At 62.5% G+C, this 18,878-nt stretch carries 22 protein-coding genes; 8 read left to right on the top strand and 14 right to left on the bottom strand.

The genetic code is table 11. The annotated features are described in order from the left end of the window. Positions 1-14 precede the first annotated feature (14 nt). Positions 15-347, bottom strand: coding sequence for a hypothetical protein (locus K3178_RS08345; RefSeq protein WP_221570952.1), 333 nt, complete (start codon positions 345-347; stop codon positions 15-17). Between the two features lie 381 nt (positions 348-728). Then, positions 729-1,523, bottom strand: coding sequence for an oxygenase MpaB family protein (locus K3178_RS08340; RefSeq protein WP_345719878.1), 795 nt, complete (start codon positions 1,521-1,523; stop codon positions 729-731). 106 nt (positions 1,524-1,629) lie between these two features. Here K3178_RS08340 and K3178_RS08335 point away from each other — a divergent pair, with 106 nt between their 5' ends. After that, positions 1,630-2,622, top strand: coding sequence for an AAA family ATPase (locus K3178_RS08335; RefSeq protein ID WP_221571214.1), 993 nt, complete (start codon positions 1,630-1,632; stop codon positions 2,620-2,622). Between the two features lie 50 nt (positions 2,623-2,672). Continuing rightward, complete coding sequence (locus K3178_RS08330) at positions 2,673-4,859, top strand: transglycosylase domain-containing protein (protein WP_221570951.1); 2,187 nt, start codon at positions 2,673-2,675, stop codon at positions 4,857-4,859. Here K3178_RS08330 and K3178_RS08325 read toward each other — a convergent pair. Both K3178_RS08325 and K3178_RS08320 read right to left on the bottom strand, forming a co-directional pair. Next, a complete protein-coding gene (locus tag K3178_RS08325) occupies positions 4,856-5,269 on the bottom strand; it encodes a PaaI family thioesterase (protein WP_221570950.1) in 414 nt (137 codons plus the stop codon). The genes K3178_RS08330 and K3178_RS08325 overlap by 4 nt on opposite strands. Beyond that, positions 5,262-5,720: a PaaI family thioesterase gene (locus K3178_RS08320; protein ID WP_221570949.1), complete on the bottom strand. Its 459-nt coding sequence runs from the start codon at positions 5,718-5,720 to the stop codon at positions 5,262-5,264. The genes K3178_RS08325 and K3178_RS08320 overlap by 8 nt, the downstream gene beginning before the upstream one ends. A 134-nt stretch (positions 5,721-5,854) precedes the next feature. Between K3178_RS08320 and K3178_RS08315 the strand changes: the two genes are divergently transcribed. Genes K3178_RS08315 through K3178_RS08305 form a run of 3 tightly spaced genes read left to right on the top strand, consistent with a single transcriptional unit; the run spans position 5,855 to position 7,878 of the window. Then, positions 5,855-6,019 carry a hypothetical protein gene (locus K3178_RS08315; RefSeq protein WP_221570948.1) on the top strand — a complete coding sequence of 55 codons (165 nt, stop codon included), beginning with the start codon at positions 5,855-5,857 and terminating at the stop codon, positions 6,017-6,019. A gap of 24 nt (positions 6,020-6,043) precedes the next feature. Beyond that, complete coding sequence (locus K3178_RS08310) at positions 6,044-7,000, top strand: hypothetical protein (protein WP_221570947.1); 957 nt, start codon at positions 6,044-6,046, stop codon at positions 6,998-7,000. Beyond that, the gene (locus K3178_RS08305; RefSeq protein WP_221570946.1) at positions 6,988-7,878 is read left to right on the top strand and encodes a transposase; all 891 of its coding nucleotides are present in this window, start codon (positions 6,988-6,990) and stop codon (positions 7,876-7,878) included. The genes K3178_RS08310 and K3178_RS08305 overlap by 13 nt, the downstream gene beginning before the upstream one ends. A 4-nt stretch (positions 7,879-7,882) precedes the next feature. Here K3178_RS08305 and K3178_RS08300 read toward each other — a convergent pair whose 3' ends face one another. From K3178_RS08300 to pyrE, 10 genes are read right to left on the bottom strand one after another with little or no spacing between them, the layout of a single operon-like run. Then, the gene (locus K3178_RS08300; protein ID WP_221570945.1) at positions 7,883-8,020 is read right to left on the bottom strand and encodes a hypothetical protein; all 138 of its coding nucleotides are present in this window, start codon (positions 8,018-8,020) and stop codon (positions 7,883-7,885) included. Between the two features lie 18 nt (positions 8,021-8,038). Further along, positions 8,039-8,509 carry a Holliday junction resolvase RuvX gene (gene ruvX, locus K3178_RS08295; RefSeq protein WP_221571213.1) on the bottom strand — a complete coding sequence of 157 codons (471 nt, stop codon included), beginning with the start codon at positions 8,507-8,509 and terminating at the stop codon, positions 8,039-8,041. Beyond that, entirely contained in the window at positions 8,503-9,759 is a 1,257-nt protein-coding gene (locus tag K3178_RS08290) for a DUF3089 domain-containing protein (protein WP_221570944.1), read from the bottom strand. Before K3178_RS08290 ends, ruvX begins: the two co-directional genes overlap by 7 nt. Continuing rightward, entirely contained in the window at positions 9,760-10,905 is a 1,146-nt protein-coding gene (locus tag K3178_RS08285; RefSeq protein ID WP_221570943.1) for an AI-2E family transporter, read from the bottom strand. Further along, a complete protein-coding gene (lepB, locus tag K3178_RS08280) occupies positions 10,902-11,777 on the bottom strand; it encodes a signal peptidase I (protein WP_221570942.1) in 876 nt (291 codons plus the stop codon). Before lepB ends, K3178_RS08285 begins: the two co-directional genes overlap by 4 nt. Then, the gene (gene acpS / locus K3178_RS08275; RefSeq protein ID WP_221570941.1) at positions 11,774-12,175 is read right to left on the bottom strand and encodes a holo-ACP synthase; all 402 of its coding nucleotides are present in this window, start codon (positions 12,173-12,175) and stop codon (positions 11,774-11,776) included. The genes lepB and acpS overlap by 4 nt, the downstream gene beginning before the upstream one ends. Then, positions 12,172-12,444, bottom strand: a complete 273-nt coding sequence (locus tag K3178_RS08270) for a hypothetical protein (protein WP_221570940.1) — start codon at positions 12,442-12,444, stop codon at positions 12,172-12,174. The genes acpS and K3178_RS08270 overlap by 4 nt, the downstream gene beginning before the upstream one ends. Further along, positions 12,441-13,181 (bottom strand): pyridoxine 5'-phosphate synthase, encoded by a 741-nt coding sequence (locus K3178_RS08265; RefSeq protein WP_221570939.1) that lies wholly within the window; start codon positions 13,179-13,181, stop codon positions 12,441-12,443. The genes K3178_RS08270 and K3178_RS08265 overlap by 4 nt, the downstream gene beginning before the upstream one ends. Further along, positions 13,178-14,233, bottom strand: a complete 1,056-nt coding sequence (locus tag K3178_RS08260; RefSeq protein ID WP_221570938.1) for a serine hydrolase domain-containing protein — start codon at positions 14,231-14,233, stop codon at positions 13,178-13,180. The genes K3178_RS08265 and K3178_RS08260 overlap by 4 nt, the downstream gene beginning before the upstream one ends. Next, the gene (gene pyrE, locus K3178_RS08255; protein WP_221570937.1) at positions 14,230-14,811 is read right to left on the bottom strand and encodes an orotate phosphoribosyltransferase; all 582 of its coding nucleotides are present in this window, start codon (positions 14,809-14,811) and stop codon (positions 14,230-14,232) included. The genes K3178_RS08260 and pyrE overlap by 4 nt, the downstream gene beginning before the upstream one ends. A gap of 212 nt (positions 14,812-15,023) precedes the next feature. On the opposite strand from pyrE, the gene coxB reads away from it, so the two are divergent. The 3 genes from coxB (at position 15,024) to K3178_RS08240 (ending at position 18,854) form a co-directional block, all read left to right on the top strand. Continuing rightward, positions 15,024-16,058 (top strand): cytochrome c oxidase subunit II, encoded by a 1,035-nt coding sequence (coxB, locus tag K3178_RS08250; protein ID WP_425594612.1) that lies wholly within the window; start codon positions 15,024-15,026, stop codon positions 16,056-16,058. Between the two features lie 33 nt (positions 16,059-16,091). Beyond that, positions 16,092-17,813, top strand: coding sequence for a cytochrome c oxidase subunit I (gene ctaD, locus K3178_RS08245; RefSeq protein ID WP_221570936.1), 1,722 nt, complete (start codon positions 16,092-16,094; stop codon positions 17,811-17,813). Between the two features lie 81 nt (positions 17,814-17,894). Next, positions 17,895-18,854 carry an alpha/beta fold hydrolase gene (locus tag K3178_RS08240; protein WP_247713659.1) on the top strand — a complete coding sequence of 320 codons (960 nt, stop codon included), beginning with the start codon at positions 17,895-17,897 and terminating at the stop codon, positions 18,852-18,854. Positions 18,855-18,878 lie beyond the last annotated feature (24 nt).

The raw sequence follows: 18,878 nt of genomic DNA, 5'->3' as shown, positions 1-18,878 counted from the left end.
GTGGTATGCTGACACTAGGCTGCACCAGCCAAAAGCTCTCCCATAACTTTATCCAGCGCCAGCGATTTCGGCTCGCTCGGCCAATGATTGATGCGTAGCTCTTGATCACGTGAGAGGTATGTCTCGAAGTGGTCGGAATAGATTTCGACTTGAAGGCTGTCCCATTCACCGCTCACCAGCCAATCAAAGCAAATCGCGTTCGTGAAACGGTTGAGCGAGATGTCCTCGCTTTCAATTGCTCCGAGGACAGTGCCTTCAAGAGCCGCGAGCAGCGAGATAGCGTTGCTACGTTGTGCGGCATCGCTAGCCAGATCTTCCACCCTACGTTCGAGCAATCCCTTCGACATTCTTGGATGGTAGCGCTTATCCGAATGACGGCAATAATGTGGGAAGCGGGCGTTAGGATTTTTCTCTCAATAGAAACTTGACGCTCGGTATTGAGTATCGCGTAATCCAAGCTGCAAAAGCGAATACCATGACGATCTGGCTAATCAGAAAGTCAGATTGCGAAAGCTCCTCTACATAATTGTTCAAGCCTAACCGATGGAAATGATAGGCGAAAATCACAATAGCCGTTGCTGGCGCGGCAATCGCGACAACAGATTTGGCATGTGTAGGCTTCCATGGCTTCAGCATCGCGTATCTTACCGCCCTAGACCGAAAAATCGGAGACTGAAGTCAAATTCAGTCCAAAGTCTAACGTCCGCTATCGGGTCGTTAACTGCCATTCAACTCTGCCGGAATGCCCAGCGTAGCGTCCTTGCCGCGCCCCATGCCGCCGCCCTTGCGGGTATCGCGCCCAGACCCGGTCGCTCCAGCCCCAGCATCGACCTCGCGAAAGGCGGCAAGAGCGCGATGCTTTCGGCGACGATCGCCTTTTGCAGGGCGGGGGGCGCGCCTTCGGGTTTGATGCTGACCACGAATTCGGCGACCTCACGCGCTTCCGGACTGGTCGAAAGGTCTTCGCGCAGTTCGCGGAAGATCGCCTGGGCCTCGCGCCGGTCGGTGGGGACGGGGTCGGCACCCAATGCCCGCGCAACAAGAGCGAACTGGCGGTAGTATTCGTCCTGCTCATGGCCCGGCATGTCGGGCTTGGTCACGCGCATGTAGCCGGCAAGGAAGCTCGTCGCCTCCGCCACATGGACCCAGGCCAGCGTACGGGGGTCGGTGGCGGAATAGGGTGAGCCGTCGGGCAGGGTGCCTTGCACGCTGCGGTGGATGCGGTTGACGCGCTCGATAGATTCCATCGCGATCTCGCGGTGGGCGAAGGTGGTGTCGGTGATGAAATGGGCGGTGCGCGCCAGCCGCCCGTGCATGTCGGCGCGGAAGTTGGAGAAATCGAGCACCCCCTGCAGCGCATGCGGGTGGAGCATCTGGAGGAACAGTCCGCGGATGCCGCCCACCATCATCCCTACGATATCGGCATGGACCATGCGGATCGGCGTGTCCCTGGCGAACAGGGCCTCGTCCGAAACGCCGCGCGGCTGCGCCTTGGCGTCGCCCTCGTTGAAGGTGGCCCGCACGCTGCCAACTATTCGCTGGCGTAGAAATTCGAGGGGGTCGGGGCGACTCACAAGGGGCAATATAGGCTTGGCGCGGGGGAGATAAATGCCTAGGTCGCCATTCGAGATGAACGACATGACCGACAAGACCTTCGAGCCTTCCGCCAAGACCGTCCTCGCAGCGCCCGACACCGAAGTCGATGCGCGCGAGACTTTCGGCATCGATATCGACTGGAAGGTGCCCGCCTTCTCCAAGCCCGATGCGCGCACGCCCGATCTCGACGAGGCCTACGTCTTTGACGCGGATACCACGCTCGCGATCCTTGCCGGCTTCGCGCATGATCGCCGGGTGATGGTGCAGGGCTATCACGGCACGGGTAAATCGACGCATATCGAGCAGGTGGCAGCGCGCCTCAACTGGCCGTGCATCCGCATCAACCTCGATGCGCATATCAGCCGTATCGATCTCGTCGGGCGCGATGCCATCGTGCTGCGCGACGGCTTGCAGGTCACCGAATTCCGCGAAGGCCTGCTGCCCTGGGCGCTCCAGCATCCGGTCGCGCTGGTGTTCGATGAATATGACGCGGGCCGTCCGGACGTGATGTTCGTGATCCAGCGCGTGCTCGAACAGCAGGGCAAGCTCACGCTGCTCGACCAGAACCGCGTCATCCGTCCCGATCCGCATTTCCGCCTCTTCGCCACCGCCAATACGGTCGGCCTCGGCGATACCAGCGGGCTCTATCACGGCACGCAGGCGATCAACCAAGGTCAGATGGACCGCTGGAATATCGTCACTGCGCTGAACTATCTGCCCGCCGAGACCGAGCAGCAGATCGTCGAGGCGAAGAACCCCGATATCGATCCCAAGATCCTCGCCGACATGATCAAGGTCGCCGATTTGTCGCGGCAGGGCTTCATCAATGGCGATATCTCGACCGTGATGAGCCCGCGTACGGTCATCACCTGGGCGCAGAACTACGCCATCTTCAAGGATGTCGGCTTCGCCTTCCGCCTCTCCTTCCTCAACAAATGCGACGAGGAAGAACGCATGCTGGTGGCCGAATACTACCAGCGCGTCTTCGGTGAAGACCTGCCCGAAAGCGTGGTCGGGAAGAGTTAAGGTTGCAGACCCTATGCATGACTGTGTTATTTGTGTAGCACAGTAGGTCCATGGGCGTTCTCGATTCCATCTTCCGCCGCAACCGGCCCGAACCGGAACTGAATCCGCATCGCGGCTACTATTCGCTCGGCGACGACTGGGAAGATGACGACGCCTGGGACGAACGGCTCGATGAAATCGACCGCGGAGTTCTGGCCGAAGAACGCAAGCGCCTTCGCTGGTGGCAGAAGCCTACCTGGTTCGGCCGCCGAAAGCGCTGGTGGATCGTTCGCGCGATTGCGGCGCTGATCGGACTGTTCATCCTGATCGTTGCATGGCTTGCCGTGACGGCACCGCTCAACAAGTCGCTTGAACCAATTGCGCCGCCGCAAATCACGCTTCTGGCCTCGGATGGGACCCCGATTGCGCGCAACGGGGCCATCGTCGATGAGCCAGTCGATGTGGACACGCTTCCCCCGCATGTGGTCGAGGCCTTCCTCGCGATCGAGGACCGGCGCTTCTACGATCACTGGGGCGTCGACCCGCGCGGCATCGCCCGTGCTGCCTTCACCGGAACGGGTGGCGGTTCGACGATCACTCAGCAGCTGGCGAAATTCACTTTCCTCACCCCCGAACGCACGCTGACCCGCAAGGCACGCGAAGCGCTGATCGCCTTCTGGCTCGAGGCTTGGCTGACCAAGGACGAGATCCTCGAACGCTATCTCTCGAACGCCTATTTCGGCGACAATGTGTATGGTTTGCGGGCGGCAAGCCTTCACTATTTCTATCGCAAGCCCGAAAACCTGCTCCCCAACCAGGCTGCCATGCTGGCTGGTTTGTTGCAGGCCCCCAGCGCCTATGCTCCGACCCGCCACTACGACCGTGCCGAGAAGCGGATGAAACTGGTCATCCAGTCGATGGTCGCGGCGGGATACATTACCGAGGCCGAGGCCAAGGCGATGCGCCCGCCGGCGCTCGACGTGCGGTTGAAGAGCGATCTTCCCACCGGCACCTATTTCGCCGACTGGGCGCTGCCCCAGGCGCGCCAGGCATCGGAAACCGGCTATTCGCGCACCACGCTGACGACCACGCTCGATGCGCGCCTCCAAAATATCGCCCGCCGCGTGACGTCGCGCGCGCCTTTGGGAGAGGCGCAGGTGGCCCTCGTCGCCATGCGTACCAACGGCGAAGTGGTGGCGATGATCGGCGGCAAGGATTACGCCAAGTCGCCCTTCAACCGCGCCACCCAGGCCAAGCGCCAGCCAGGTTCGACCTTCAAGCTGTTCGTCTATCTCGCCGCCATGCGCGACGGGTGGGATCCGGACGACCGGATCAGCAACCAGAAGATCGAACAGGGAGGGTACCGCCCCGAAAACTCGGGTGGGCGCTATTCGGAAAGCCTGACGCTCGAACAGGCATTCGCCCAGTCGAGCAATGTTGCCGCCGTTCGCCTCTTCGGCGAGGTCGGCAGCGCCAAGGTGATCGATGCTGCGCGCGATCTCGGGGTGACCTCGCCGCTGGCCAAGGGCGATCCCAGCATGGCGCTCGGCACATCGACCATGAGCCTGATCGAGCTGACGGCGGCTTATGCGGGTGTGGCAGGCAATGCCTATCCGGTCGAACCGCGCGCCTTTGCAGTGCCTGAAAAGGGATGGTTCGAGAGCATGGTCGACGGTCCTTCGAGCTTTTCCGGTGCAACCAGTCGCAAGATGGACCGGCTTCTGGGCGCCGTAATCGATGGCGGCACGGGTCGCAGTGCGCGGCTTTCGATGCCCGCCTTCGGCAAGACCGGAACCACGCAGGACAATCGCGACGCGCTATTCGTCGGCTATGCGGGCGATCTGGTAGTCGGCGTGTGGATCGGCAATGACGACAACACACCGCTGAGAGGCATCTCCGGAGGGGGCCTGCCCGCGCGCATCTGGCGCGACTTCATGAGCCAGGCGCTCGGTGCCTCGGCCGCGCCCAGCCAGCCGTCGCCGACCGAACTTCCCGACCCGGGCGGGCCGGTGGAGCCGCTCGACGTTCCCGACCTCGGCGACATTCCTGTCGGCGACAACTCGCGTATCCGTATTCGCGACGGCGAGGCAGTTTTCTCGACCGAGATCGACGGCGTACCGATCGATATCCGTATCGGCGAAGACGGCATCGGTGTGGACGAGGAGCAGATCGAGGAAGCCCGCCGCCGGGCGGAAGAGCGCCGCTATGAGGAAGTGCGTCGCCAACTCGAGCGAGAGGGAGTGATCGAGGGGAACTAGCCCTCCGGCTCTCCCATCAGGACATTCATCACCGCTGTGGCGATCGGGCGCGAACGGTCATCCTGCCATGCCTCGACGGTCAAATTCGCGCTACGCCGGCCGAGCTTGGTCACACGACCCTTGGCAAAGCTCGCCTGTGATTTTCCTGCCGACAGATACTGAACCGTGATGTTGATCGGCTTGAGCACCGCCGCGCGCTCGCGCTTGGCCAGTTCGGCACGCAGCGCCGCGTAGCCCGCCGTCTCGAGCAATCCGCCTGTTGCGCCGCCGTGATAGTGCTCAGGTCGCCCCTCGACGGCCTCGACGAAGGCAACCTGCATGACAGGTATGCCATCTTCCCACTCGGCCAGTTCGATACCGAGCGAGCGAGCGTAGGGCGTCAGAACGCCGATGTCGGGATTGTCAGCCATTCGGCAGCTCCCGCTTCGGCCCGCCGCCGATTTTCATGAAGACCGCCTGGATATGCGCGACCGGATCGTCTGCGTCGCCATCATGCGCAAGCCCTCGGACGAAGGCAGCACTGCGGGTAATCCGGTAGCATTGCGAGCGGCCGAATACCGCAGCGCCTTCGCGTGCCGGGCGCACGTAATCCACCCGCAGGTCGAGCGTCGCGATCGCCTCGAACTTGTCCATCGCTTTCCAGATCGCGAGCCCGCTCGCCATGTCCATGAGGCTCAAAATCGGGCCCGAGGCGAGCACATGCTGGCCCTCTTCGCCGAGCAGGTCCTCGCGCCAGGGCAATTCCAGTTCAACCCAGTCGTCGCCATGCTGCGAATAGCGCATGCCCAGCCATCCGGGATGCCCGCGGCTGGTGAGGAATGGGGTCGCTGTGGCGGGGTCGAATTTTTGCGGTTCGCTCATCTGCAGGGGCCGATAGCGCCCGGCTCCGGCCCATTACAATGTTTTAATTCGATTGCCGGGAACTCTCTTGCGACGACAGCCGCACGGGAGGAGTGGCACGGGGTCGCGCCTCCCCTCAACCAGGGAGAATACATATGAACCTGCCCAAGATCGACCTTTCGAGCCTTCCGGGACTCGACACCGCAACCGGCCTTTTCGGCTCGCTCCTCAATACGAGCGGAGGTCCGACGGTGGACGATCGGATCGTGGTGATCATGACCTACATCTATGAACTTCAGCCTTCCGAACTGCTTTTCTGATCGAAGAGGCTCAAAGCGATGCGCATGGATCCGCAAATCGCTTCGCTGCGGGGAGATCTTTCCCCGCAGCGTGAAGCGCAGCTGGCGCTGGAAAAGGTTCGCGACGAATGGCGCCATGGTGTCTTCGCAAAGGCGCGGGCAGACCTTTCTGCCTTTGGTCAGGGCAGGGCGCTTGGGGATTGCCCCGATCTGGCGCGCCTTCTTTCGAGCCGCGAAGAAGCATACGCGATACTCGACGCCCTGTTCGAACCGATGACCGCCGCGCTCGCACGGTATCCGCTCGGCCAGGTCCCCATGCGCCACCAGCAGTCCAACGGACTGGCGATGATCCAGCTAGGCCGTACCGGTCGTGCAACCTTAACCCTGCTTACTTACGATGCGCTCGAGCAGAGACCGGATACGGTCGCATTCTCGGGCAGCGACTGCCATGAAATCGTACTCGAAGGGGCGGGCGATTTCCGTTTCACCGAATTGCTCGAGGAGCGCGACGGCGTGGCGGCGCTCGACCAGCAAGTGCGCCGGTTGGTGGCTGGTGAAACGCTGTCCTGCGATGCGCGCCGACAGGTCCGATACATCGAACAGGTCCATGGTCGGCTCGTCATGCTGCGGCTCGCGCGGACGGACGAAAACGCGCAGCCTACGCGACAATTCTCGCTTGCCGACGGTCGGCTGGTGCACAGTGCCAGCGGGACGCGCGAGGAAAGCCAGCGCGAAATGGCGATGGCGCTGCTCGGGCGCATGGGCCGGAGCGATGCCGCGCCGCTGCTCGCCGAACTCGCCATGGAAGGCGGAGCGCATATCCGCTGGCAGTCCCTGCGCGAATGCCTCGCGCTCGACACGGCGACCGGTTTTGGCGTGCTGTCGCGGATTGCCGCCGATCCGGCCGATGAGCTTGCCGCCCAAGCCGGAGCTTTGCGCGCGCAACTCGTGGAAGCCTATCCTGTCCTCGCCCAACTGGAGAGCGAAGCATGCCCCGCCTGATTACTTCGGTCGAAACCCTTGCGCACGGCATCGGTGATTGCATGGCGATGCTTGAAGACACGCCATTCGATCCTTCGGACGAGGTTTCGCTCGAAAATGGTGTGGTCGCACTGAAACGTCTCGCAAACGACCGGCAATTCCTCGGTGACATGCTGGTCGACCAGCTAGAGCGCCGCTTTCGCGACACCGGTCTCGAAAGTTCCTACGGTCCGCAATCGATCGTCTTGTCGCGTGCCAGCACCAACAGCTTCCTGCGCGCCAACATCTGGCCGAGCGAGGACGAGAGTTGCTTCCGCTCGAGCGGGGCCAAGGCCTTCGTCTACGAAGTCCCGCACGACCACAATTTCAACTTCCTTACGGTGGGCTATTTCGGCCCGGGCTATGGCAGCGACTATTACGAATACGATTACGAGAGCGTGAGTGGCTGGCGCGGCGAAGTGGCGGATCTGCGCTTCGTCGAGCGGACGAATCTCGCCGAGGGCAAGATGATGCTCTACCGCGCCAATCTCGACATCCATTCGCAGCTGCCGCCGCCTTCGATGTCGGTCTCGCTCAACATCATGCATATCGACCAATCGCAGGGCTGGTGCGACCAGTACGGCTTCGACCTCGATAGCAATGCGGTGACCGGTATCCTGAACCCGACTTCCACCGAATGCTTCATGCGCTGCGCCGTTGGGCTGGGCGGCGAACAGGCGATCGCATTCGCCGAATGGGCCGGCAAGGCACACCCCAGCGACCGGATGCGGCTGGCCAGTTACGAGGCGCGTAGCGGATTGCTGGATCGCGACACGCGCGATGCGCTGTGGCGAGAGGCCGAGCTGTCGGGCAGCCTGATGGTCGCCAAGGAAGCCGCGATGCGCCGCGCGACGCTCTGATGACTTACCAGAGCGCGTAGATCGTCAGGATGAAGAGCAGCCCGATCGCGGCAAATGCAGCCATGCGGAAGAGGGCGGAAAGCAGCCAGCTTGCGCGGATATCGGCGCGCTCGGCCTCGAAAACCTTCAGGAAACTCAGCATTGGGCGACCCTCTCCCTTTTAAATCCCACCTCCCGCAAGGGCATCGATAGCGCCCTGCAGGATGATCGCAGCCGCGTGGCTGTCGATCTTTTCGGCTCGCTTTGCGCGGCTCATATCCTGGCCGATCATGGCGCTCTCGGCCGAGCTTGTCGACCAGCGTTCGTCCCATAAAAGCACCGGTAAATCGAAGGTTTGCGCGAGATTCTTGGCGTAGGCGCGGCTGGCCTGGGCGCGTGGCCCCTCGGTCCCGTCCATGTTGCGGGGAAGGCCGATCACGATTCCCTTCACGCCGCGTTCGTCCACGATCTCGCGTAGTTTGCCTGCATCCTTGGTGTACTTGCTGCGGGAGATCGTCTTGCCTGCCGTCGCATAGCGCCAGCCAGCGTCGCAGGTGGCAACCCCGATTGTCTTCGTGCCGAGGTCCAAGCCCAGCAGCGCGCCGCCTTCGGACAGCGCGTCGCCATATTCGAGGGCATTGTCGGTTACGATGAGGTGCGCGCCTCGAACGCGCGGACAGTATGTGCGCGGGCGCGGGCAATCACGTCTTCCTGCAGGTTCTTCCAGAACAGCGGGATGTCGTAGACGTGGAAATTGCCGCCCGGCAGCACGCCTTCGCCCATTTCCGGCGGGTCTCCGATCAGCAGAAGCCCGCGCTCGTCGCAGCGTGCAGGGACGGCACCCGCGATAAGTTCGCCCGAGCTGAGGTCTGCGCTGGGCTTGAGCGTGCCGAGATTGGCGGATGCAGGGGCCTCTCCGCCGGTTCCGCCGGTGAGAGGGTTGACGCACAGGATCGGCCCTTCGCCGCGCGGCTCGCCATCGAACCCGGGCGTTGCTTCATAGCGGCGCTTGAGGAAGTCGGGATCGCCATCGTCGGAGAATGCGGAATAGGCGATGATGCAGCCGGTCTGATCGGCCGAGGCGCAGGCGGGCAGGGGCAGGGCAGGCAGGTCGTGCTCCATCGAAATGGGCCAGCCGATGGCGTAGACTGCCACCACGCGGTCGATCATCCCCTGTTCCGAGGCATGCTCCATCAGCAGCCGCAAAACGTGGATCGATCCCTGGCTATGTCCGGCAAGGACGATGGGCTTGTCCTCGTCCACGCTCTCGAGGAAATAGTCGAAGGCCTGCGTCACATCGGCATAGGCCGCGTCGATCGCCTGCTGGGCTTCGGGTTTGTTGGTCAGGAATGCACCTGCCGCAGCCTGGCGATACTTTGGGGCCCAGATTTCATCCGCCCGGTTGAATGGGCTGGCAAGGCCGCGCAGGAAAGTACGCGCGCGGCTGTTGGTGGTGGCGTCGTCCAGCGTGGCGTTCCACGCCGTGCCGCCTGCCTTGAGGAAGCTGGTGGGGGGGACGAAGAACACCGCAAAGCTCGGGACTTCCGAAGCCTCGGCCGCCTCGCCTGCCACAGATCCGGAGGTTGCCATCGCGCCCGGCTCGTCGAGGCTCTGTTCGGCGGCAGGGGCATCGGGCGAAGGTGCCTGCTCGGCCGGGTCGACCGCAGGCTGAGCCACGGCGGGCTGGTAACGCGACGGATCGTCGATGCCGAGGCCGGGGCGCGAATACCACATGTCCGGGTCTTCATAGGCATTGGCGGCGAGCGCTTCCTGCTCGACGAATTCGCCGCGCGGGACGAATGCGATCTCGGTGGCCTCTCGCGACCAGATCGACAGGGCAATCGCGCCGACGATGAAGACGACTATCACGAATGCGACGACATAGAGGAATTTGCGGACCATTCAGGCAGGCTCCGGGGCTTCGACAGGCTCGACTTCGCCCTTGCGGCGCGCGCTCCGGCGCTCGAGCGCAACCTTGATCATCGCAAGGAGCGGGTCGGCGAGGGCGAGGCCAAGGAGGCCGAACAGCACGCCGAAAATAAGCTGGGCCGAGAGCACCAGTGCCGGAGCGAGATCGACCGTCTTCTTGGCGATCAGAGGCACGAGCACATAGCCGTCGAAATTCTGGACGAGGAAATAGACGAAGATCGTGTAGAGACCCATGTCGGTTCCTCCGGAAAAGCCGACCAGCACCATCAGCACGCCCGAAATGATAGCGCCGATATTGGGGATGAAGGCGAGGAGGCCGGTCAGCAGCCCCAGCAGTGCTGCCATCGGTACCGGATCGATGCCGATCAGCATGCCGCCGAATGCGAGCATAACCCAGGTGAAGAAGCCTTCGAACGCCATGCCGACGAGGCGGCCCGCCATCAGGCGGCGCAGCGTGTAGGCCTGGTGGCTCAGCGTATCGTAGAAAGCGCTGCGCTCCTTGTTGGGTACCATCCACGCCACGCCGCGCTCGTACAGCCGCGGATCGATGGCGAAGTAAATCCCGATAATGATGATCAGCAGCAGGGTAGTAAGTCCGCCGAAAATCCCGCCAATGGCCTTGGTTACTGTCCCGACACCGCTCGCCATGCTGCCAGCGAAGTTCTCTATATCGGCCGTCGAGATCGCGAAGCCCTGGCCTTGCAGGAATGTGATCAGGCGGGCGATCTGCTCCTTGATGATGGCAGGAAATTCAGCCGCCTGCTGTGAGATCTGGGAGCCGGCGAAATATCCCAGCCAGATGAAGAACGCCGTCACAAGCAGGAGAACGACCGCCACACGCAGTCCGCGCCCGATCGGAAGCGCCTTGCCGAGCAGCCGTGCGCCGCCGTCGACCATGCAGGCAAAGACCAGCGCGCCGAAGATGACGAGCAGTGAATGCGAGATATGTACCGTCAGCCAGATCAGGCCGATGACAAGGCCCCACACCAGCGCCCGCCCTGCCTCGAAGCGCAGCTTGGCGTTGCTTATATAGGTCGGGCTGGCCCCCGGATCGTCGTGATAGGCGAGATCGTTTCCGCTGACGGGATCGTCCTGCTTACCCGACGAACTATCTGTCATTCCGCATTGTCCCCTGTGATTGCGGGCCTGAGCGTGGTCCACGCGCGACCTTCACGCAAGCTGGTAAACCATGAAACCGGATTGAGCGTAGTGGTTCCATCGAGGGAGAAAGTGATGAACTCCGCGCGCCCGCCGACATTCTCCAGCGGGACGGGGCCGAGCAGGCCGCGCGAGGAATTGAGTTCGCGACTGTCGGCCGAATGGTCGCGGTTGTCGCCCATCACGAAAACCGCATCGTCCGGGACGGTGATCTCGGGGAAATTGTCGAGCGGCTGGTTCAGGTGGTCGATGACCAAATAGGTCGCGCCGTTGGGCAGAGTCTCGCGATATACGGGCACGCGGCACACGTTCTTTCCTGTCTCGTCGGTGACGAGGAAGGTCGGGTCGCCGAAGCCATAACACCGTGAATTCTCGTCCACCGGCAAGTCGAGCGCGGGCTCGGCTTCCTGCGGCACGGGCTTGCCGTTGAGGATGATCTGCCCGTCGCGCACTGCGATCCGGTCACCCGGGCGGGCAACGACGCGCTTGATGTAATCTTCGTCGCGTTCGGGATGGACGGGGATGACGATATCGCCATATTCGGGCGTCGATCCGAATAGCCGCCAGTCGCCGCGAGGGGCGAGGTGGAAGCTGACCGAGGACCAGTTCCAGCCATAGGGATATTTGCTCACCACCAGCCGGTCGCCGACCAGCATGTTGGGCAGCATCGATTCCGAAGGGATGTAGAAAGGCTTGGCGATGAAGCTGTGAAAGGCGAAAACCGCCAGCAGCATCAGTCCTAGACCGCGGATTTCCGCGACCCAATCGACCTTCTTGTCGTCTTTTTTCTTCTTCTTGATGTGGTCGGTCACGTCGGCAAGATCTGCACTCATTCGGGGAAGGCCTCGATAATCACGAATGCCTGCGCCCATGGATGGTCGTCGGTGAGGGTGAGATGAATGCGCGCCTCATGGCCGTGCGGCATCATTTCGGCAAGCCTTAGTGCAGCGCCGCCTGTCAGGTGGAGCGTGGGCGCGCCGGAACGCGCATTCACAACGCCGATATCCCTGTGGAACACGCCGCGCGAGAAACCGGTGCCGACCGCCTTGGCGAAGGCCTCCTTGGCGGCCCAGCGCTTGGCGAAGGTGCCGACGCGGGTGAAGGGGCGTCTGGCCGCCTTTTCGCGCTCGATTTCGGTGAAGCAGCGGCGCTCGAACTTCTCGCCCCACCGCTCTAGCGAATTGGCGATGCGGTCCATATTGGTAAGATCGTTGCCCATTCCGATGATCATGAGACCCTCATCCAAAGTGCAATCAGCAGCACCAGCACGAGCCAGTGCAGCACCACCTGCGTTATGACCAGCGGATGATTTACGGCCCCGCCGGATCGCTTGAGTGAACCCCAATAGCCGATTACCTGAAGGACCGGCCATGCGATCGCGAAGGCGAAAGCGACCTGCTGCGCGAGCGTATAGGCAAGCAGGGCAATACTCAGCAGGAACGGGACCACTGCGGCAACGGCCCACAGCGTGTCGGCACGGGTGGCAGATGCCTGGCTCATCGAGCCTCGTCCATCAGTTCGCGCATCTGCCTCACCGCGTTCTCCAGCCCGACGAAAACGGCCTCGCCGACGAGGTAATGGCCGATATTGAGTTCGGCCAGCTGCGGGATGGCGGCGATGGGCTGGACATTTTCGTAAGTCAGGCCGTGGCCGGCATGCGGTTCGATCCCGTTCTTGGCGGCGAGTGCGGCCATGTCGGCAATGCGCTTCAGCTCGCGAGCGGTCTTCTCGCTGTCCCCTTCAAGATGAGCATGCGCATATTCGCCGGTGTGGAATTCCACCACGGGCACGCCGAGCTTCAATGCGGCATCCAGTTGCAATTCGCTCGCCTCGATGAAGAGCGAGACGCGGATGCCCTTGTCCTTCAGCTTCCAGACGATCGGCGCGAGCGTATTGTGCTGGCCGGCGGCGTCGAGCCCGCCTTCGGTGGTCCGCTCCTCGCGCTTTTCCGGCACGATGCATGCGGCATGCGGCATGTGCCTGAGCGCGATCTCGAGCATCTCCTCGGTCGCCGCCATCTCGAGGTTGAGCGGCAGGTCGGTCGCTTCCTGGATGCGCCGAAGATCCGCGTCACGGATATGCCTCCGGTCTTCGCGAAGGTGAGCCGTGATCCCGTCGCCACCGACCCTCGCCACGATTTCCGCCGCCCGCACCGGATCGGGATGGTCGCCCCCGCGCGCATTGCGGATGGTAGCGACGTGGTCGATATTCACGCCAAGGCGGAGCGAATTGGTCATGTGCAGGCTACCGCGCTCAGGACATCGTGCGTGACGCCGCTGCCTGTCCAGATTTCGCCGAAACTGTAGTCTTTTTCGCCCCGATCGGTAGCCATTGCGATGACGATATCCTTCTGTGGCAGAATGATATTGCGGACTTGGTATTTCCCGATCGCTCCGCGCCGCTCGATAATGCGAACAGGCCGCTCGCAACCGCGAATCGGCGCCTCGAACGACCACTGACCCAGCGCCATGTAGCCCAGCGCGGGATCGCCGCGCCAAAGGCGCTCGCGACTTTGCGCATCGAGAAGCAGGCCGGACAGCAGGGCCCTGTCGAACCGCACCATGTCTTCGAGCGGACCCACCAATGCGCCCGCGCCCCGATACCGGGGCAGCACGCGATCGTAGAGCGGTTCTGCAGCGGCAAAGGGTCGCGTGTCTTCCGCGCCGAGAAGGCTCGTGTTTTCCCAGCCGGAGGGTTTGCCGATACGTTCGGAAATCAGAGCATCGAGCGATTCCCCGGCCGCTCGTTGCAGGAAGGCACCGAGAACGATGTAATCGCAATTGTTGTAGACGTAGCCTTCGGTAACGACGGGGCCGTAATTGAGCTGGCAGGTGCCGTCATCGAGCTGCCCTTCCGGGCCGTAGAAAGCGGGAAAACCGCTCGGTGTTGCCGGTCTGTCGTCTGGATTTGCGAAACCGGAACGATGGGTCAGGAGGTCGAGAACCGTCGCCTCGCTTTGTGCGAACGGGGGAAGCAATGTCGCGATTTTCGTATCGAGCGCCGTCTTGCCTTCCGCCACCTGCTGCAAGGTGACCACCGCCATGACCTGCTTGGTCACCGAACCCCAGGGCCAGGCGGTCCCTTGCGGGAAGTCGTCATGCGCCACGCGGTGGATCGTGCCCGGAGCGGGAGAGACAAGGGCCTCGCCGTGAAAATCCGCAAGATCGAGCACCTGCGCGACACGGGCGAGGCCTCGTGCTGGCGCCGGGCTATCCACCGGATCAGGCAGGGGCGTCGTCGCGCAGCCAGCGAGTGCGGCACAAGCAGCGATCGCCAGGAATTGCTTCACGCCTTGCGGCTCCCGGGCTTCGTGATCTCGATCGCTGCCAATTCCGCCGGGACCTCTCCTTCGGCATAGGTAGGGAAGTTGATGTCGATCAGCGGGAAGAACGGCACTCCAAGGTCTGCTTCGCCATTGCTGCGATCCACCAGCGAGACTTCGGCGATAACCTCTCCGCCCTCGCGGCCAACGGCGGCAATTGCTTCGCGGCTGGAGAGGCCGGTGGTGACCACGTCTTCCACCATCAGCACCTTTGCGCCCGGTTCGAGTCTGAAGCCTCGGCGCAGGTGAAACTCGCCCTCGGGGCGTTCGAGGAACATCGCGTCCTTGCCCAGCGCGCGGCCCATTTCCTGGCCGATGATGATGCCGCCCATCGCCGGGCTGACCACCACATCGATCTGGCTGCGGATGTCGCGCGGGATTTTCTGGGCCAGCGCGAAGGCCAGCCGTCCGGCGCGCTCGGGGTTCATGAGCACCCGTGCGCATTGCAGGTAATGCCCGCTGTGCCGGCCACTGGAAAGCAGGAAATGGCCTTCGAGCAGGGCTTCGCTCGCGCGGAATTCGGAGAGGATTTCGTCTTCTGTCATGTCGGGTCCTGCCAAAGCGTCTTGCGGCCGATTGCGCAAGAGGCAAAGCAGCATGCACATTTTTATCGGCCACACGCTTGAGGCTGGCGGAAACCCTGCCTATAGGGCGCATCGCAATCGGACCTCGCTCGAGGGGCGGATTCCCGCGCGCATGTGGGACAAGAGCCGCCGCAGGGCCGACAAAAGACACGACACGAAAGAGTTCCAACGTAATGAAAACTCTCGGATTTCACCGGATCGTAGCCAGCCTGGCCCTGGCGTTTTCACTGGTAGTCGGCACCCCTGCCGCCATGGCGCAGGAAGCGACCGAGGCCGCGCAACTCGAATCCGTCGACCCGGCAGTTGCCGCCGATGCATCGAGCGAAGATGTCGGCGCGGGTTCCTCCGCCTACACCCCGATGAAACCCACCGAAGGTGTCGGCATGCCGATCCCCGCTGGGCTCGACATCCAGGACCAGTACAACGAGACCGGCGAGTTTGCCTATGGCCTGCACATCGGCCTGGTCTGGGTCATGGCGATCATCAGCGCATTCGTGCTCGCGCTCCTGCTCTACACCATGATCCGCTTCCGCAAGAAGGCGAACCCGGTACCTTCGCGCACCAGCCACAACACGCTGATCGAAGTCATCTGGACTGTCGTTCCCGCGCTGATCCTGCTTGGCATCGCGATCCCCTCGATCTCGCTCATCGCCAAGCAGTACGAAACCCCGCCCAAGGATGCGATCACCATCAAGGCGATCGGATACCAGTGGTACTGGGGCTATGCCTATCCCGACAATGGCGACTTCGAAATCGTGTCGAACATGCTCGATGAAGAAGAGGCCGAGGCCCGCGGCGAACCGCACCAGCTGGCAGTCGACAACCGCATGGTCGTCCCCGTCGGCGTGCCGATCCGCCTGCAGGTCACCGCTGCCGACGTCATCCACTCGTTTGCTGTTCCTTCGCTGTGGTTCAAACTCGATGCCGTTCCGGGCCGGTTGAACGAGAAGCTGTTCCAGGTCGACAAGCCGGGCGTCTACTACGGCCAGTGTTCGGAACTCTGCGGCGCGCGCCATGGCTATATGCCGATCGCCGTCGAGGCGCTCCCGATGGACCAGTACAACGCCTGGGTCCTTGCCCAGGGCGGCACCGTCGCCGGTGAAGAAGAGGTCGGCATGGAAGCCGATCCTTCCGCGGCACCGCTGCAGGAACCCGAAAGCAGCGAGCCCGGTGCACCCGGTGCCGGCGCTGCCCCGACCGAAGCCTGATTTTTCCAGTTTACGAAGCCGAGAGACAAACCGATGGCTACAACCGCCGATAACTTCCAGGCCCACGCCGACCACGCGCACGACGATCATGCCGATCACAAGCCCGGCTTCTTCGCCCGCTGGTTCATGTCCACCAACCACAAGGACATCGGCACGCTGTACCTGATCTTCGCGATCATCGCCGGTATCATCGGTGGTGCGATCTCGGGCATCATGCGCATGGAGCTTGCCGAACCCGGCATCCAGTACCTCCAGTTCTGGGCCGAGTTCATGGGCGGCACCCCCGATTTCGATACCTCGCTCCACATGTGGAACGTGTTTATCACCGCCCATGGCCTGATCATGGTCTTCTTCATGGTCATGCCCGCGATGATCGGCGGCTTCGGCAACTGGTTCGTGCCGCTGATGATCGGTGCGCCCGACATGGCGTTCCCGCGCATGAATAACATCTCGTTCTGGCTGACGGTCGCAGGTTTCGTCTCGCTGCTGTTCTCGCTGTTCGTTCCCGGCGGCACCGGCCCGGGTGCAGGCACCGGCTGGACGGTCTATGCGCCGCTCTCGACCTCGGGCTCGACCGGTCCGGCAGTCGACTTCGCGATCTTCTCGCTCCACCTTGCGGGCGCTGGCTCGATCCTGGGTGCGACCAACTTCATCACCACCATCTTCAACATGCGTGCGCCGGGCATGACCCTGCACAAGATGCCGCTGTTCGTGTGGTCGGTGCTGGTCACCGCCTTCCTGCTGCTGCTGGCCCTCCCGGTCCTCGCAGCCGCGATCACCATGCTGATCACCGACCGTAACTTCGGCACGACCTTCTTCGATGCCAGCGGCGGCGGCGATCCGATCCTCTACCAGCACCTGTTCTGGTTCTTCGGCCACCCCGAAGTCTACATCATGATCCTGCCGGGCTTCGGCATGATCAGCCAGATCGTGGCGACCTTCAGCCGCAAGCCGGTGTTCGGCTATCTCGGCATGGCCTACGCCATGGTCGCGATCGGTGTTGTCGGCTTCATCGTCTGGGCGCACCACATGTATACCGTGGGTCTCGACGTGAACACGAAGATGTACTTCACCGCGGCGACCATGGTCATCGCAGTGCCGACCGGCGTGAAGATCTTCAGCTGGATCGCAACCATGTGGGGCGGCTCGATCGAGTACAAGTCGCCGATGGTCTGGGCGATCGGCATGATCTTCCTGTTCACCGTGGGCGGCGTGACCGGCGTCTATCTCGCCAATGGCGGCGTCGACGACGTGGTGCACGATACCTACTTCGTGGTCGCGCACTTCCACTACGTTCTCTCGATGGGCGCGGTGTTCTCGATGTTCGCGGGCTTCTATTACTGGTTCCCGAAGATGAGCGGACGCATGCACTCCGAACTGCTCAGCCACATCCACTTCTGGCTGTTCTTCATCGGCGTGAACGTGATCTTCTTCCCGCAGCACTTCCTCGGCCTGCAGGGCATGCCGCGTCGTTATCCCGACTATGCCGATGCCTACACCTACTGGAACGAGATCAGTTCGTTCGGCTATCACATCATGGCGTTCTCGATGGTGTTCTTCTTCATCAACCTCATCTACGCCTTTACTGCCGGCAAGAAGGCCCCGGACAACTATTGGGGCGAAGGCGCGACGACGCTCGAATGGAGCCTGTCGAGCCCGCCGCCGTTCCACCAGTTCAGCGAACTGCCGGTGATCGAGGACCACCACGATTACCACGACCACATCGGCGACAAGGGCAATGCTACCGCCCACTGAGCCGATCGCTTACTGGACAAGACATTGCGGCCGGTCCCATGAGGGGCCGGCCGTTTTGTTTGCACGGACGAAGGAGTGACCATGCCCGAAATGCGGATGATCGATGTCGGCGAGCTGAGCCTTCGCTGCGCCATCGAAGGCGATGGTCCGCTCGCGATCATGGTGCACGGCTTTCCGGAGAGCTGGTACAGCTGGCGCCACCAGATCGGACCGCTTGCCGAGGCGGGCTTTACCGCCTGCGCGATAGATGTTCGCGGCTATGGCGGCTCGGACAAGCCCGAGGCCATCGACGCCTATGCGATGGAGCGCATCGTCGGAGATCTGGTTGGCCTCAAAATGGCCCTGCAGCCCGACCAGCCGGCAATCCTGATCGGCCATGATTGGGGCGCGCCCATCGTATGGAACTCGGCGCTGACCCACCCGGAGCATTTCGGCGCGGTGGCTGGCCTCTCGGTTCCCTTTGCAGGTGTTCCGCACCAACCCTTCACCAAGACCTTCCACGAGCATTTCACCAGCAAGGGCAAGTACTTCTACCAGGAGTACTTCCAGGAGCCGGGTGTCGCCGAGGCCGAGGCGGAAAAAGATCCGCGCGACTGGGTGGCGCGCATGATGTATTCGATCAGCGGCGATGTGCCCCCGGGGACCTATTGGGACAAACCATACGGCGCGACCTTCCTCGAAGGCCTGCCCGACCCGCAGCCGGTGCCCTGGCTGTCCGAGGAAGACCTCGATTTCTACGAAAGCGAGTTCAAGGCCTCGGGCTTCCGCGGCCCGCTCAACCGCTATCGCAACCACGAGAACGACTTCGAATGGCTGCAGGGCTGGAACGGCAAGCGAATCGAACAGCCCGCGCTTTTTATCGGCGGCACGCGCGATCCTGCGACCTATCTCTTCGGTGCGGTGACCGATCCGGTGATGCTGATGAAGATGTTTGCACCGAGGGTTGAAGGTCATATCCTGGATGGTGTGGGCCACTGGACGCAGCAGGAGCGACCCGACGAGGTGAATCGCATACTGATTGACTGGATTCTGCGCGTCTGAACCCCTATAGGCGCGCCAAAGCGA

The sequence above is a fragment of the Qipengyuania sphaerica genome, assembly GCF_019711595.1.
Lineage (GTDB): Bacteria > Pseudomonadota > Alphaproteobacteria > Sphingomonadales > Sphingomonadaceae > Qipengyuania > Qipengyuania sphaerica.
Note: the sequence above shows the minus strand (reverse complement) of the source record. Positions and strands in the feature narration are given on the sequence as shown.

Bases quoted from the DNA above. Each gene is read 5' to 3' on its own strand.
- K3178_RS08345 (WP_221570952.1), bottom strand. From the start codon at position 347: ATGTCGAAGGGATTGCTCGAACGTAGGGTGGAAGATCTGGCTAGCGAT.
- K3178_RS08335 (WP_221571214.1), top strand. From the start codon at position 1,630: ATGAACGACATGACCGACAAGACCTTCGAGCCTTCCGCCAAGACCGTC.
- K3178_RS08330 (WP_221570951.1), top strand. From the start codon at position 2,673: ATGGGCGTTCTCGATTCCATCTTCCGCCGCAACCGGCCCGAACCGGAA.
- K3178_RS08325 (WP_221570950.1), bottom strand. From the start codon at position 5,269: ATGGCTGACAATCCCGACATCGGCGTTCTGACGCCCTACGCTCGCTCG.
- K3178_RS08320 (WP_221570949.1), bottom strand. From the start codon at position 5,720: ATGAGCGAACCGCAAAAATTCGACCCCGCCACAGCGACCCCATTCCTC.
- K3178_RS08315 (WP_221570948.1), top strand. From the start codon at position 5,855: ATGAACCTGCCCAAGATCGACCTTTCGAGCCTTCCGGGACTCGACACC.
- K3178_RS08310 (WP_221570947.1), top strand. From the start codon at position 6,044: ATGGATCCGCAAATCGCTTCGCTGCGGGGAGATCTTTCCCCGCAGCGT.
- K3178_RS08305 (WP_221570946.1), top strand. From the start codon at position 6,988: ATGCCCCGCCTGATTACTTCGGTCGAAACCCTTGCGCACGGCATCGGT.
- K3178_RS08300 (WP_221570945.1), bottom strand. From the start codon at position 8,020: ATGCTGAGTTTCCTGAAGGTTTTCGAGGCCGAGCGCGCCGATATCCGC.
- K3178_RS08290 (WP_221570944.1), bottom strand. From the start codon at position 9,759: ATGGTCCGCAAATTCCTCTATGTCGTCGCATTCGTGATAGTCGTCTTC.
- K3178_RS08285 (WP_221570943.1), bottom strand. From the start codon at position 10,905: ATGACAGATAGTTCGTCGGGTAAGCAGGACGATCCCGTCAGCGGAAAC.
- lepB (WP_221570942.1), bottom strand. From the start codon at position 11,777: ATGAGTGCAGATCTTGCCGACGTGACCGACCACATCAAGAAGAAGAAA.
- acpS (WP_221570941.1), bottom strand. From the start codon at position 12,175: ATGATCATCGGAATGGGCAACGATCTTACCAATATGGACCGCATCGCC.
- K3178_RS08270 (WP_221570940.1), bottom strand. From the start codon at position 12,444: ATGAGCCAGGCATCTGCCACCCGTGCCGACACGCTGTGGGCCGTTGCC.
- K3178_RS08265 (WP_221570939.1), bottom strand. From the start codon at position 13,181: ATGACCAATTCGCTCCGCCTTGGCGTGAATATCGACCACGTCGCTACC.
- pyrE (WP_221570937.1), bottom strand. From the start codon at position 14,811: ATGACAGAAGACGAAATCCTCTCCGAATTCCGCGCGAGCGAAGCCCTG.
- coxB (WP_425594612.1), top strand. From the start codon at position 15,024: ATGAAAACTCTCGGATTTCACCGGATCGTAGCCAGCCTGGCCCTGGCG.
- ctaD (WP_221570936.1), top strand. From the start codon at position 16,092: ATGGCTACAACCGCCGATAACTTCCAGGCCCACGCCGACCACGCGCAC.
- K3178_RS08240 (WP_247713659.1), top strand. From the start codon at position 17,895: ATGCCCGAAATGCGGATGATCGATGTCGGCGAGCTGAGCCTTCGCTGC.